The sequence below is a fragment of the Variovorax sp. RO1 genome (genome assembly GCF_002849325.1).
Classification (GTDB): Bacteria; Pseudomonadota; Gammaproteobacteria; order Burkholderiales; family Burkholderiaceae_C; genus Variovorax.
The window spans coordinates 74,974-88,369 of sequence record NZ_PKMT01000011.1; the positions used below are offsets into that span (position 1 = coordinate 74,974).

General features: G+C 63.0%; 12 protein-coding genes. 3 read left to right on the plus strand and 9 right to left on the minus strand.

From position 1 onward, the window contains the following. Positions 1 to 34: 34 nt before the first annotated feature. The 3 genes from CY658_RS31730 to merR all read right to left on the minus strand — a co-directional run bounded on the left by CY658_RS31730 (position 35) and on the right by merR (position 2,405). On the minus strand, positions 35 to 1,237 hold the full coding sequence (locus tag CY658_RS31730) for a hypothetical protein (protein WP_143713827.1): 1,203 nt from the start codon (positions 1,235 to 1,237) through the stop codon (positions 35 to 37). Positions 1,238 to 1,667: 430 nt separating this feature from the next. After that, on the minus strand, positions 1,668 to 1,832 hold the full coding sequence (locus tag CY658_RS31735; RefSeq protein ID WP_374221149.1) for a YkvA family protein: 165 nt from the start codon (positions 1,830 to 1,832) through the stop codon (positions 1,668 to 1,670). Positions 1,833 to 2,012: 180 nt separating this feature from the next. Beyond that, the gene (merR, locus tag CY658_RS31740) at positions 2,013 to 2,405 is read right to left on the minus strand and encodes an Hg(II)-responsive transcriptional regulator (protein ID WP_101493946.1); all 393 of its coding nucleotides are present in this window, start codon (positions 2,403 to 2,405) and stop codon (positions 2,013 to 2,015) included. 65 nt (positions 2,406 to 2,470) lie between these two features. Here merR and merC point away from each other — a divergent pair, with 65 nt between their 5' ends. The 3 genes from merC (at position 2,471) to CY658_RS31760 (ending at position 5,598) form a co-directional block, all read left to right on the plus strand. Then, entirely contained in the window at positions 2,471 to 2,893 is a 423-nt protein-coding gene (merC, locus tag CY658_RS31745; RefSeq protein ID WP_101493947.1) for an organomercurial transporter MerC, read from the plus strand. Then, complete coding sequence (locus CY658_RS33090; RefSeq protein ID WP_101493948.1) at positions 2,890 to 3,126, plus strand: GDCCVxC domain-containing (seleno)protein; 237 nt, start codon at positions 2,890 to 2,892, stop codon at positions 3,124 to 3,126. The genes merC and CY658_RS33090 overlap by 4 nt, the downstream gene beginning before the upstream one ends. 876 nt (positions 3,127 to 4,002) lie before the next feature. Beyond that, a complete protein-coding gene (locus tag CY658_RS31760) occupies positions 4,003 to 5,598 on the plus strand; it encodes a phospholipase D family protein (protein ID WP_180839100.1) in 1,596 nt (531 codons plus the stop codon). A 135-nt stretch (positions 5,599 to 5,733) separates the two neighbouring features. Here CY658_RS31760 and CY658_RS31765 read toward each other — a convergent pair whose 3' ends face one another. The 6 genes from CY658_RS31765 to CY658_RS31790 form a co-directional block, all read right to left on the minus strand. Next, the gene (locus CY658_RS31765; protein ID WP_257885042.1) at positions 5,734 to 6,099 is read right to left on the minus strand and encodes a hypothetical protein; all 366 of its coding nucleotides are present in this window, start codon (positions 6,097 to 6,099) and stop codon (positions 5,734 to 5,736) included. Next, positions 6,087 to 6,491: a hypothetical protein gene (locus CY658_RS31770; RefSeq protein WP_101493952.1), complete on the minus strand. Its 405-nt coding sequence runs from the start codon at positions 6,489 to 6,491 to the stop codon at positions 6,087 to 6,089. Before CY658_RS31770 ends, CY658_RS31765 begins: the two co-directional genes overlap by 13 nt. Beyond that, positions 6,478 to 9,657 carry an efflux RND transporter permease subunit gene (locus CY658_RS31775; protein WP_101493953.1) on the minus strand — a complete coding sequence of 1,060 codons (3,180 nt, stop codon included), beginning with the start codon at positions 9,655 to 9,657 and terminating at the stop codon, positions 6,478 to 6,480. Before CY658_RS31775 ends, CY658_RS31770 begins: the two co-directional genes overlap by 14 nt. Beyond that, the gene (locus CY658_RS31780) at positions 9,654 to 11,381 is read right to left on the minus strand and encodes an efflux RND transporter periplasmic adaptor subunit (RefSeq protein ID WP_101493954.1); all 1,728 of its coding nucleotides are present in this window, start codon (positions 11,379 to 11,381) and stop codon (positions 9,654 to 9,656) included. Before CY658_RS31780 ends, CY658_RS31775 begins: the two co-directional genes overlap by 4 nt. Next, positions 11,378 to 12,733 carry a TolC family protein gene (locus CY658_RS31785; protein WP_101493955.1) on the minus strand — a complete coding sequence of 452 codons (1,356 nt, stop codon included), beginning with the start codon at positions 12,731 to 12,733 and terminating at the stop codon, positions 11,378 to 11,380. The genes CY658_RS31780 and CY658_RS31785 overlap by 4 nt, the downstream gene beginning before the upstream one ends. Positions 12,734 to 12,870: 137 nt before the next feature. Next, complete coding sequence (locus CY658_RS31790) at positions 12,871 to 13,317, minus strand: hypothetical protein (RefSeq protein ID WP_101493956.1); 447 nt, start codon at positions 13,315 to 13,317, stop codon at positions 12,871 to 12,873. Positions 13,318 to 13,396 lie beyond the last annotated feature (79 nt).

Here is a 13,396-nt window from a genome sequence, read left to right on the forward strand (position 1 = left end):
AGCCTTTCTTCATCGTGGGAGAAAGCAAATGATCTCATTTGAGAATTAGCTGTCGAGGCATGGCCGAAGGACGCCACGACGCTTGACCACGGCGCGGCCGTCCCTGGACTTTCTTCTCCTTGGGCTGACTCAAGGCGAAGGACCGATATTTGGGGCCGCTCTTGCGCGTGAGGTACTGATTGGCCTTGGCCATGTACCTCAGGATCTTGCGTAGCCCCGTCCGCGCTGCAAAGTCATCGTGGTCGATCTTGCCTGTCCCCAGCCCCGTACCTTGCTTCTTGGAACGCTGAATCCACCCGTCCCGATTCCCGTTCCAATACTTGCCCATGCCATCCGTTGCATGGACCCCCCAATACTCACCGAGTTCGCGTGCCACCGCGATGCCGTTATTGCGCCAGGTGTCATACGAAACCAGAAGGTGAGCATGCAGCCCCGTACGCCTGCCCTCCTCGATCCGCCATGCATAGTCCCAGATGCCCTTGAGCAAAGGATGCGAAGAAGCATCGAGCATCCGATCCAGATGGGTCTGGATCAGCTGCGGCGTCACGTGCATGCGGTGCCGTGGCTGATACCCGAGGTGCACCAAGACCATCAGATGGCGTGATCGGCTGCGGAACAATTCTGCTTCCCACATGAGGAAGCGCCCCACAGGACGCTTGCAGTTGTTTCGGTGCTTCCTTAGGCTCGCGCGGTACTTGTGCGTTCGGCAATGCGCTCGAATAGTCTCGAGCAGCTCGTTGAAAATGTCTGCGTAATACCACCCCGAGGACGGACAGACCTGCAGAGGCTGACCCAGTTCGAACGTTTTCAGATCGATGCCCAGCGATGGAGAGGACGCAAGAGAGTCGAAGAAGGCCTGCATCCTCGGGCTGTAGAAGTACCCCTCATCGTGCACATCCAAGACCGCCTTGGCGTCGTGGTAGTACCTCGAAAACGCCCTCTTCTCCAGCGTCAACTTGCCTCGTGCTGTTCGCATGATATTGAATGCCAGCTCGTTGGACAGCTGTAGTTCCTCTACCATTTTTTCGATTCGAGCGAAGGAGGTCAGCTTCGCATAGTCTTCATGGATCAGCAGCTTGGTCTGCTGATCCTTTTCCGCGAATTCGACGTGATGAGTGAGATCTAGAGTACTGTAGATTTCATGCAACTCTGAGAACTCAGAATCTGAACTGATTGACGATTTTTTCTTCGGATCTTTGGAGGAAGACGAAGGTGAATAGGTTACTTTTGATTCCATGGTAAGCAATAGTCGATGTATGGTTTCGATTGAAATCCCACATCGATATTGCAAGGAAACTTGAAATCTTCAGTGGGGCCTTTCATAGGAAGTTGTGAGTCGCATAAAAATACATTGACAACTTACTTCATCGAGTGGAAAAGCGACTGCATCTCGTGCATCGAATGCCGGCCAGCCTCGTTTATCGCTGGAGCAACGCAAGTGTTGCAGGAACACTAACGTTGTGTAGCATTACGCCTCCGTAGGAAGCCTCATGGCAATGACAGTTCAAGACTACGCGGCCGAGATCGGTGCAAAGCAGCTTGTGCACTTCCCCTAGGGTCAGAGATCGGTGGAAATCCAACACTTGGGGCTTGCCATGTCCGGGAGTGGTTTTTGCAAGACAAATTCCCCCTTCGTAACCCATGCCTCTTTCGACCGAACGCGGCAATCAGCGAGGACATCCCGAGGCAGCAGTCGGATCGCCAGTCAGATCAGACCGGGCAACAAGAGTACGTTCGTCCAGATATCCCAGCATGGGAATGAAGTCCGGGATCAAGTCGATCGGGCTGAGAGCGTAGCCGACGACGATTGCAGCGAGCGCTTTACGGGCCAAGTTTTTTTGGATGCCGATCGGCGAACCACAGTGTCACCGCACCCCGCTTGACACGCGGGTCCATTGTTAAATGCCTTGCAGAACTGACAGCGAAATTCCTTCGGTTGATTGCTGTGCATCGATGCTATCAAGCGAAGTCGCGCGTCGATATTCGACGGGAGACATGTTGCCCCGCAGGGGCTACTTTTCCAGCGCAGTGATCAATGGGCAGGATTCGCGCGTGCCATTCGCGCAGCAGTCGTCAATCAATGTCGACAAGGCCGCTTCGATACGATGAAGGTCCGCCAGTTTTGCACGCACATCGGCAAGTTTTTTCTCCCCGAGTTGTCTCGCATCGCCGCAATGCGTGCCATCTTCCAATATCAACAATCCGGCCACTTCATCGAGGCGAAAACCCAGAGCCTGCGCGGACTTCACAAACCGGACCCTCGCCACATCATTCTGGCTGTATCGCCGGATGCTGCCGTAAGGCCGCTCCGGCTGCGCCAGCAAACCCTTGCGTTGATAGAAGCGGATGGTCTCCACACTGACCCCTGCGGCCTGGGCGAATACGCCGATGCTTAGTTGGTCCATCCCGCTTGACTCCGTACTTGACTACGGAAGTATTGTGGACTCCTCGAAAAACATGAATGCAGTCAATGGAATGGATCGCACGGATGGCCGACAAAGCCGGCGCCTTGGGCAGCATTGTCTCGGCCGCGGCGTGCCCAGCATGTTTCCCAGCTTTGGCAAGCTTGGGGGCAGCGGCGGGCCTTGGCATATTCAGCGGCAACGAAGGCCTGTTTCTCACCACCTTGCTGCCACTGTTCGCCGGCGTTGCCCTGGCGGCCAACGCCGTCGGCTGGTATCGCCATCGCCAGTGGCATCGCGGCTTGATGGGCGTGACCGGCCCGGCGATGGTGCTCGCGGCCATGCTGCTCTTCTTCGGTCGATGGTGGACCGCCGAGTTGCTGTACGCAGGGCTGGCATTGATGATCGGCGTATCGCTGTGGGATCTTCTGTCGCCGGCGTGCAGGAGATGCGGGGGGAATGGCTGCGTGGATGGGAGAGTGCGTCGATGACGACAGGCCAAGGCTTGCACGGCGCAGTCAGTTTCGAATCCGTGCTGACATGCCCACACTGCGGCCACGCGAAGCGTGAGGAGATGCCTGTGGACGCCTGCCAGTTCTTCTATGAGTGCGAGAACTGCAAAATCTTGCTTCGCCCCAAATCCCGCGACTGTTGTGTGTTCTGTTCGTTCGGTTCGGCGAAATCCCCCCCAATCCAAGCGCAGCAAGACTGCTGCAGTCCATAGCGCAGGCGTGCAACCTCCCGTTGCGCAGTCCCGCCGCGTCACTCTCCGGGCTCGTGGCGAGCCAGCGGGCAATCGATGTGGGCACCTGCTGAGGGGGCCGCCCTCCTCACTCCTTACTCAGCAGGTGCGCTTGCGACTATCTCTCGCCGGACGGAATGGTGCCGTCTCGCATCGCCTGAAGGGTCTCTTTTCGGACCTCGTCGCGCGTCTTCCCCGGACCGCTCTTGGCGACAGGCCATGGGGCGCCATAGCGGCTCGCCCATGTCCAGAACGGATGCTTCTGAGCGGCTTCGAGTTCTGCGGTGATCTGGGCTCGGGGTTTGGCCGGCCCTGCATGCTCGGGGTGGTAAACCACACCCGCTTCAGTTGGCGCGAAGTGGGACGGTTCCGCGTAGGTCGGGGGCGCGAGAACAGCTGCGCTAATGACCATGGCAAGCGCTGAACCTATACGTTTTGACGACATGACACTCTCCTTTGACCGTGTGAGTGCATGCCGGGCTAAAAAGCCATGACAGCCCGGATGCTCTCGGTAGGCCGTCGGTTGATCTCCCTGTCGTCAGTCTAGAAATCCAACCCGTCGATGGCCGCACAGGTGGATTACAAATTCTTCATCTGCCGTCGTACCCGTGTCCAGAGCGATCGAATGGCGGTATCGATTTCTCATGCGCTCAGGCACTTGAATGCACCCCTTCGCGCCCGATGGAACGCAGCACATCATCATCTTGCTGGGGTCAAAGTGAGAGGAGTCAGCATCCCGGAGATGTAGCGCGTCTTTTCAGCAAACGTGGCCCGCGTTTGCCGAAACTCGGCTTAAATTCCTCGGCTTGGTCGATAGCCGCGCTCTCCAACCTCACCCGTGCGACAAAACCACTCGACATGAAGCAACAGATTTTGAACAGACTGACTCCCCTTTGGCGCGTTGCGATGGCGAGCACCTTGCTCGCCTTGTCCGGCTGCCTCGGGTTACCACCGTCGCCGCCGTCGTCGCCCACTCACACACTTGCCGCCTCGGCAGACGCACCGCTGTCCCATGTCGTAGAAGCCTCACGCGCGGCGCAAGGAGCCAGTGGCTTTCGTTTGCTGCCCTCCGGGCCGGACGCACTGCAGGCACGCCTTGAGCTTGCGCGATTGGCCACGCGATCGTTGGACCTGCAGTACTTCATCTTTCAATCCGACGCCACGGGTCGCGAGATGATGCGGGCCTTGCGAGATGCCGCGGCGCGGGGTGTTCGAGTGCGGCTATTGATCGACGATCTATACACACAGGGTCAGGACGAACTGCTGGCCTGCCTGGCCGAGCACGAGCGCGTCGAGGTGCGGCTTTTCAACCCGTTCGCGTTGAGGGCTGGCGGCGTGTTCGCTCGATTCGCGGCATCGCCATTCTTCTTTGGGCGCTTGAATCATCGAATGCACAACAAGTTGTTCGTCGCCGATGCAGCCTGGGCGATCACGGGGGGGCGCAACATCGGCGATGAATACTTCACGCGCAATGACGCGGGCAACTTCATCGACCTGGATGTGCTGGCTGCAGGAGAAGTCGTCGGTGACATGTCTCGCCAGTTCGACCTCTACTGGAACAGCGCCGCCACTGTGCCCATCGAATACGTTGCCGCACGGTCGGCGCCCGCGCACGCGCTGCGCGATCGCTTCGAGGCGCTGACCCGGTCAGCATCGGCTCCGGCGCTGGCGGGCGCCGATGCACCAGACGCGCTGGGCCGCTCATCGGTGGCGAAGGAGTTCGCTGCCGGCCGTGTGCATCTGGCGTGGGGCGAGGGGGAATCCTACGCGGACCTGCCTGGCAAGGCGCTTTCCGCATCACAGACCCAGGGAAGACAAGAGCATGGCTCCAACCTCGTGAGACTCAACGCCTTGGAGCACATCCGTGCCGCATCGGGGGAGATATTGCTCACTTCACCCTATTTCATTCCGGGACGCGCCGGCGTAGACCTCCTCGCCGAAGCAGCTCGCAGGGGTGTCAAGGTCAGCGTGTTGACCAACTCACTCGCATCAACCGATCAGCCGCTCGTACACGGGGCCTATCGGCGCTATAGACCAGCACTCCTGACCGCCGGTGTTGCGCTGTTCGAGTTGAGCCCGCAGCGAGCCGGGCGCGAAGAGCAGCGCAAACTCTTTGGACTTTCTGTGGGGGGCCTACATACCAAGTCGTTGGTGATCGACAGAAAGGAGTTGTTCGTCGGATCGATGAATTTCGACCCTCGCTCCGATCGCATCAACACCGAAAGCGCGTTGGCGATCCATGTTGCAGAAGTTGCCGAAGACGCCGCTCGCCTGGCTGCATTGTCCAAGATTCAGGCGGCGCATCAACTGCGGCTGTCCAACGGACAGGCGCTCGAATGGATCACACCGGCCGGTGGCGAGGGTCCCGTTCATCCAGACGAACCCGAGTCGGAATTCTGGCAAAAAATCTGGCTGCTGCTCACCAACGAGTTCGCGCCGGAAGGCTGGCTGTAGTGCGCCGATGGTCGGCAATGTGCTATTCGATATAGCTCCCGTTCAGCTGAGGGTCACGAACGCGTTTGGCTTCGACCAACAGCGCTTGCACTTCGGCGCCCGGAAGACGCGGGCCTTCGCCGGGCGCTCAAAGCACTACGACGGCACGTTCTTGCACGTCTTCAGCTGTGCTTCGTACCGTGCCTTGCGCCAGCGGTTTTCGCCCGGCGTGGTCAGTGCGCGTGGACCGTAGTCCAGCGGTAGCACGAGGGGCGGCGGCGGGCAGTTCGGCGAGCCTTTGCCCGAGAGCATGTCGGTGCGCTGCGCGGCAGCCACCTGCTGGGCCTTGCGCGCCTTCTCGATGGCTTGAAAATCAGGGCCCGCCAAAGCGGGCAAGGTGACTCCCAAGGTCAGGGCGCTGACGAGAATGAGGAATGACTTTTTCATGATGAACTCCTGGAATTGATCGGAAGGAAGCAAACGCGAGCCGTGACGCTCGCTGTCGCCGATCAATCCAGCCACCGGCAGTACAGGATGCGCACTGGCAACCGTACGTGCCGACCTCCCGCGTCGAAATATTCCCCGTCAGGCACCGGCGCCACACGCACCGGCCACGCCGCGGCCTCATGTCCGCGGCACTCACCACCGAACGTGTGCAGCGATGGCGCCGGGGCGCTGTAGCACAGCGCGCAGGGCACGGCATCCATCGCCACAGGCATTGTGGCCAAACCCATGACTGCGGCGACAACAGGTGCCGTCGCGACCGGAGCGACCGCGCGTGCCGTCCACCCGTCGTCCTGGGAAACAGGCATCGACGCCTGCGCCGCCGTACCGAACAAGGCAAGAACCAGGTACAGGTGCACCGCAGCACCGAAAGTAGTGCGGCGTCGTTGCGGGCGATCAGGCTGGACCATGGCCTTTTCTCCAGAACGCGCGACGAGGTGCGTGCCGATCGCGAGGTTCTCGCGGCCGTCGCATCAGCAGGTAGGCCGCCGGGATCACGAACATCGACAGCAACGGGGCCGTGATCATCCCACCCACCATCGGCGCGGCAATGCGCTGCATCACCTCCGAGCCCGTGCCTGTTCCCCACATGATCGGGAACAAGCCCGCCAGGATGACCGCCACCGTCATGGCCTTGGGGCGCACGCGCAGCACCGCGCCTTCACGGATCGCGTCCAGCAGGTCCGCGGTGCTCGTCTTACCCTCGTCGATGCGCTCGTCCCAGGCATGCTTCAGGTACAGCAGCATGATCACGCCGAACTCCGCGGACACACCTGCCAGCGCGATGAACCCGACCGCTCCCGCGACGGACAGGTTGTAGTTCAGCAGGTAGAGCAGCCAGATACCCCCCACCAGCGCGAAGGGCAGCGCCGCCATGATCAACAGGGCTTCGTCGAAGCGCTTGAAAGTCAGGTACAGCAGCACGAAGATGATCAGCAGCGTGAATGGCACCACCACCTTCAGCTTCGCCGTGGCACGCTCCAGAAACTCGAACTGTCCGGACCAGGAGACGGAGTAGCCCGGCGGCAGCTTCACCTCCTTTGCGACCGCTCGCTGCATGTCCTGCACCGCCGAACGCAGGTCCCTGCCGCGAATGTCCACGTAGACCCAGCCCGACAGCCGCGCGTTCTCGCTGCGCAGCATTGGTGGCCCGTCGGTGACGCGGATGTCCGCCACATCGGAGAGCACGAGCCGCGCGCCGCGCTCGGTGACGATCGGCAGGGAGCGCAACTGCTCCAGGGAGCCGCGGATCTCGCGCGGGTAGCGCACATTGATTGGGAAACGCTGTAACCCTTCGACCGTCTCGCCGATGTTCTCGCCGCCCACCGCCGAGGCGATGACCGATTGCACGTCGGCGATGTTCATGCCAAACCGCGATGCCTCGTCGCGCTTGATGTTCACGTCCACGTACCGGCCGCCGGTGAGCCGCTCGGCCAAGGCGCTGGACACGCCCGGCACGTCTTTGAGGACGCGCTCGATCTCGCCGGTGATGCGGTCGATGGTGGCCAGGTCGGTGCCCGCCACCTTCACGCCCACCGGGCTCTTGATGCCCGTGGCCAGCATGTCGATGCGATTGCGGATCGGCGGCACCCAGATGTTGGTCAGGCCGGGCACCTTGACGATGCGGTCGAGTTCCTCGACCAGCTTGTCCTGCGTCATGCCGGCACGCCACTGTTCCTGCGGCTTGAACTGGATGGTGGTCTCGAACATCTCCATCGGCGCCGGATCGGTCGCTGACTCGGCGCGCCCGGCCTTGCCGTAGACGCTCGCCACTTCGGGAACCGTCTTGATCAGCCGGTCGGTCTGTTGCAGCAGCTCGCCGGCCTTGCCCGCTGACAGCCCCGGGAATGCCGATGGCATGTAGAGCAGGTCGCCCTCGTCCAGGCGTGGCATGAACTCGCCGCCGATGTGCTGCAGCGGCCAGAGGCTCAGCACGAGTATGACTGCGGCGCCCGCCAGCGTCAGTTTGGGCCGGCGCAGCACCGCGTTCAGCAGGGGCCGGTAGACCGCGATGAGCAGCCGGTTCAACGGGTTGGTCTTCTCATCGGGGATCCTGCCGCGGATCAGATAGCCCATCAGCACCGGAATCAATGTCACCGAGAGCCCCGCTGCGGCGGCCATCGCGTAGGTCTTGGTGAAGGCCAGCGGCGAGAACATGCGTCCTTCCTGGGCCTCCAGCGTGAAGACCGGAATGAACGACAGGGTGATGATCAGCAGCGAGAAGAAGAGCGCGGGGCCCACCTCGGCGGCCGAGTCTGCGATCACGCGCCAGTGGGTTTCCCCGCGCAGCGTCTGGTCCGGGTGGTCGTGCTTCCACTTTTCGATGTGCTTGTGGGCGTTTTCGATCATCACCACCGCGGCATCTACCATCGCGCCGATGGCGATGGCGATGCCACCGAGCGACATGATGTTGGCATTGACACCCTGGTAGCGCATCACGATGAAAGCCGCCAGGATGCCGATCGGCAGCGAGACGATCGCGACGAACGCGGAGCGCAGGTGGAACAGGAAGATGAAACACACCACCGCGACGACGATGAATTCCTCGAGCAGCTTGAAGCCGAGGTTGCGCACCGCGCGTTCGATCAGGTTGGACCGGTCGTAGGTCGGTACGATTTCCACGCCCTTGGGCAGGCTGGCCTGCAGGGTCTGCAGCTTCTCTTTGACGGCGGTGATGGTCTCCAGCGCGTTCTTTCCCGAGCGCATCACAATCACGCCGCCGACCGCTTCGCCTTCGCCATCGAGTTCGCCGATACCTCGGCGCATTTCCGGCCCGACCTGAATGCGCGCGACGTCGCCCAGGCGCACCGACACGCCCGCGTCGGTTGTCATCAGCGGGATCTTGCGGAAGTCCTCCACGCCCTGGAGGTAGCCCGAGGCGCGCACCATGTATTCCGCCTCACCGAGTTCGAGCACCGATCCGCCTGTTTCCTGATTGGCTTTCTGGATCGCCTCCACCGCCTTGGTGTGCGGGATCCGATAGGCGGCGAGTTTCTCGGGATCGAGCACGACTTGGTACTGACGCACCATGCCACCGATGGAAGCGACCTCGGCCACGTTGGGCACGGTTTTCAGCTCGTACTTGAGGAACCAGTCCTGCAAGGCGCGCAGTTGCGAGGCGTCCTGTGTGCCGCCGCGGTCGACCAGTGCGTACTGGTAGATCCACCCCACGCCAGTGGCGTCGGGCCCGAGCGAAGCCTTGGCAGCCGCCGGCAGACGTGACTGCACCTGGTTCAGATATTCCAGCACCCGCGAGCGCGCCCAATAGAGATCGGTGCCGTCCTCGAACAGCACGTAGACGAACGAGTCCCCGAAGAAGGAATAGCCGCGGACCGTCTTGGCGCCCGGCACCGACAGCATGGTGGTGGTCAGCGGATAGGTGATCTGGTTCTCGACGATGCGCGGTGCCTGGCCCGGGTAGGTGGTGCGGATGATCACCTGCACGTCGGAGAGGTCCGGCAGCGCGTCGAGCGGCGTACGCATTACGGAATACACGCCCCAGGCGCTGATCATCAGCGTCGTCAGCAGTACCAGGAAGCGATTGGCGATGGACCACCGAATGAGCTTGGCGATCATGGCTTGCTTCCCGGTGTTGCGGCCGGCACTGGCATAGCCGCTGAAGGGGCCTTGGGGTCCGCAGCGATGCCTGCCGAGGGAGCCGTCGCCGTGGGCGTCACCCGGGTGAGCTGAGGCAGATCGTCCGTGTCGATGAAGAACTCGAAGCTCGCGCGGTCGCCGGGCTTCAGGGTGCTCGGCGCGCCGCCGGGCGGCAGCTTGAACTCCATGGTCATAGCGCCCCACTTCATCGTCGGAATCGGCCCGTGCGAGAAGGTCATCGCGTCCTTGGTGATGCTTTCCACCTTGCCTTCGCCCACGTGTCTTGGAGCTCCTGCAGCCGGCGTGGCAGGAGCGGCCGTCGCCGCAGGCGCCGCTGTGCCGGGAGCGGCGTTCAGGCGCGCCTCGACCCCCTTGAGGCTGGCCTCCGAGTCGATCAGGAACTGCGAGGACACCACGACGCGTTGGCCGGCCTGCAACCCGCGCTTGATCTCGGTCTGGCCGCCGGTTTCGATTCCGATCTCGACGTCGACCGGCCGGAACCGGCCGTTGTCCTCCGCCAGCATGACAACCGCGCGCTTGCCCGTCTGGATGACGGCTTCGGTCGGGATCAGCAGCGCCTTGTCGGCACGCATGTCCGTGAACTGCATCGACACGAACATGCCGGGCACCAGCCTGCCGGTCGGATTGGCCAGCTCCAGCCGTGCCTTCAGGGTGCGCGTCGCCGGATTCACATCGGGAAGAATGGCCTGCACCTTGCCCTCGAAGGTCTCGCCGGGCGCGGCAGGCGTTCTGGCCTGCACCCGGGCGCCCAGTCGCAGCAGTGCCGATTGGCTCTCGGGCACTTCGGCATTGGCCCAGACCGTGGTCAGGCCGTTGATGCGAAACAGCGTGGTGCCGGCGCTCACCGTCATGCCTTCGCGAGCGGCCAACTCCGTGACGACACCGCCGATGGGCGCGACCAGCGTGATGCGCGGCTGCGTGCGACCGCTGCGGGCGACGAGCTCGATCTGCCCCTCGTTCATGCCGACCTGGCGCATGCGCTGGCGCGCGCCGTCCACCAGTGAGGCCAGGTCCGTGCCGCGCATGCGCTGCACCGAAAGGAACTCCTCCTGCGCCGCGATCCATTCCGGCACATAGAGCTCGGCCAGTGGCTGGCCTTTTTTCACCGGATCGAGCGTGGCGCGCACGTTCAGGCGTTCGACGTACCCGGTCGCCCGGGCCTGCACGATGACCTGGTCGCGCTCGTTGAAGGCGATGCTGCCGACGGTGGTCACTTGCGGCGATACGGTGCCTTCGGACACAACAGCGGTTCGCACGCCCAGGTTCTGCTGCACGCGCGCGCTCACCGTCACGCTGTTCTGGTCGCCGTCACCACCTGCGTAGACAGGCGACATCATCATGTCCATGAAGGGCGACTTGGCGGGCTTGTCGAATCTGTTCCCCGGCACCATGGGGTCGTGGTAGTAGAGGATCTTCTTGCCGTTGGTCGGGTCAGTGTCGCCGGCCTTCAGGCCTGCTGCGATGTGGCGTCGTGTTGCGTCTTCGCCGGTTTCATTGGGGGAGGCTGTGGGAGCAGCCGTTGTGCTCGCTGACGGTGTGGCCATCGACGACGGGTTCCCGGAGGAGGCGGACGACGGTCCGAGGCTCCTGCCGCGTTGTACCCCGAAGGTGTAGGCGCCGAAGGCTGCCACAGCAAGGACTGCTGCCGCGATCAAGCCAAGGAAGAGAGGTCTTGTTTTCATTTCTGCGGCTCCTTGGTCTCGCCCGTGGCCGCAGACGGGCCGGTATCGAGCATCGGATGGGTGGCGGGAATCAGGAACTCGAGCTGGGCCCACAGCGCAGCGGTCTCCATCTCGAGGCGAAGGCGTTCCAGGCGCGTGTCGACTTCCATGCGTCGTGTCTCGAGTGCGGCGCTCAAGGTGGCCGCACCGCCGCGGTAGGCAGCCAGCACCGCCTGCGTGCGTTCGGCGGCGAGCGGGATGAGCGAGCTGTCATACAGGACGAGCCGCTTGCGATTGCTCTGCCACTGCTGTAACCATGAGAGAGCTTCGGCGGCGCTCTCTCGCGTCGCTTCCTCACGCTGAGCCTGCAACTGCTCGACCGCCGCCAGCTTGGCCGCGAGTTCCCGATCCTGGCGCTTCTTCGGGTCCAGCTGCAGCGGGATCGACAGGTTCAGGGACACCATGTTCGAGTAGGCCGCCCCCCGCTGGCTGTACATCAGCTCGACGCTCCAGTCGGAGCGCTTGTTGCTTTGCGCGATGTCGGCTTCCGCGCGCGCCACGGCTTCCTGTCGCGCCATCAGCGCGATCTGCGGGTGTTCACCGATCTGGGCCTGCAGATTGCGAGCGTCCAGGCGCACGGAGCCCAGTTCCGGGAGCATCGTCGAGGGCTGGTGGGTGCCCGGCCCGACCCAGCGCGCCAGACGCGTCTGGGCCGTGGCGATCCGGCGCTCCTGGGCAAGGATGCGCTCGTCCAGTTGCGCCAGCGCGGAACGCGCCGCGAACACGTCAGCCTGCGTGCCGCGGCCGCCGCGGTAGGCGGCGTCGGCGCCCTCGATCTGCAGGTTCAGCTCGGCGCGTTGGGTTTGCAGCAGTTCCCGCATCCGCCCTTGGTAGTAGCGATCGAGCCAGGCGATCGCGGTGTCGCGACGCAGGTTGGCCAAGGCCACGGCGCGGCCTGCTTCCGCGACCTCGGCTTCTCGGTCATAGCGCGCGGCGCGGGCCTGGCGCTTGTCGGCGCGGGTGAATTCCTGCATCACGCCGATCGAGCGCATGGTCATGAAATCGCGCGTGAGGCTGAAACGGTCGCTTCCGTTGACGGGCAAATTGCTGATGCCGGCCTTGAGCACGGGATCGGGCAATTGCCCGGCGGCCACGGCCATGGCGCGTGCAGCGCCGGCGGCCGCATCCTGCGCGACGAGTTGCCGCGAACGCTCCTCTGCGAGCCGCAGCGCCGCGTCGAGGGAAAGCGTCTGTTGTGCGCGGGCGTTCAGGCCGATGGCGCTGGCGCACAGCGCCAGCGCTACCGCCAGAAGGCGAACGGGGCGGCGTGCGGATCGCACGATCGGTGCAGCCGGAAAAGGAATGGGGAACATGGAATCTCCTGACGAACCTGCGAGTAGGTTGTCGGGCCACACCGGCGCGCCGAGCACAGCTCGACGAACACGGCAAGGCACGACCGATGCGCCGTAGCGGCCCACAACGGGCCCTCGGCACAAGGTCGGTCAGGCGATCAAGTTCGGTAGACGCAGTGCAGGATGGCGTGCGGCGGAGATGCCGCAACCAGTGCACTCAAGGAAGCCGCCGCAGGATGCAGCGGGGATGCCGTCTCAGGCACCCAGGGGGTCATGGGGTAGAGGGCCGACAGCAACACCGCGGGGACCGTCAGTGTGGACGCATGGTCGCTTTGCTGGCCATACTTGCAGTGCTCGGCGCACAGGTTGCCGGAAGCCGTGTCCGTCGCGCCGACCATGTCAGCACAGGGCGATCCTTGCATGGCCGAGTCACGGGCGTCGTCTGTTGCAGCGACAGCATCTTGCGCCATCGATATCTCGGTGGACGAACCACCCGCCAGACCCGCGGAGAGCGCGGGGCAGGCGTAAGCGGCAATTGCCAACTGCGAGAACAGCAGCAAGCCGATCAGTCCGCGGGCCACCATCCGCACGAGTCCGCGTGTCATCGCTGCACCTGCGGAAATATCGACACGACCACATTCCCAACGCGTGGTGCGCCGGTGAGCCGTGTGAGGAGGTTTGCAG

Coding starts and splice junctions, on each gene's coding strand:
- CY658_RS31785 (WP_101493955.1), bottom strand. CDS start 12,733: ATGTTCCCCATTCCTTTTCCGGCTGCACCGATCGTGCGATCCGCACGC.
- CY658_RS31760 (WP_180839100.1), top strand. CDS start 4,003: ATGAAGCAACAGATTTTGAACAGACTGACTCCCCTTTGGCGCGTTGCG.
- merR (WP_101493946.1), bottom strand. CDS start 2,405: ATGGACCAACTAAGCATCGGCGTATTCGCCCAGGCCGCAGGGGTCAGT.
- CY658_RS31775 (WP_101493953.1), bottom strand. CDS start 9,657: ATGATCGCCAAGCTCATTCGGTGGTCCATCGCCAATCGCTTCCTGGTA.
- CY658_RS31790 (WP_101493956.1), bottom strand. CDS start 13,317: ATGACACGCGGACTCGTGCGGATGGTGGCCCGCGGACTGATCGGCTTG.
- CY658_RS33090 (WP_101493948.1), top strand. CDS start 2,890: ATGACGACAGGCCAAGGCTTGCACGGCGCAGTCAGTTTCGAATCCGTG.
- CY658_RS31770 (WP_101493952.1), bottom strand. CDS start 6,491: ATGGTCCAGCCTGATCGCCCGCAACGACGCCGCACTACTTTCGGTGCT.
- merC (WP_101493947.1), top strand. CDS start 2,471: ATGGAATGGATCGCACGGATGGCCGACAAAGCCGGCGCCTTGGGCAGC.
- CY658_RS31780 (WP_101493954.1), bottom strand. CDS start 11,381: ATGAAAACAAGACCTCTCTTCCTTGGCTTGATCGCGGCAGCAGTCCTT.
- CY658_RS31730 (WP_143713827.1), bottom strand. CDS start 1,237: ATGGAATCAAAAGTAACCTATTCACCTTCGTCTTCCTCCAAAGATCCG.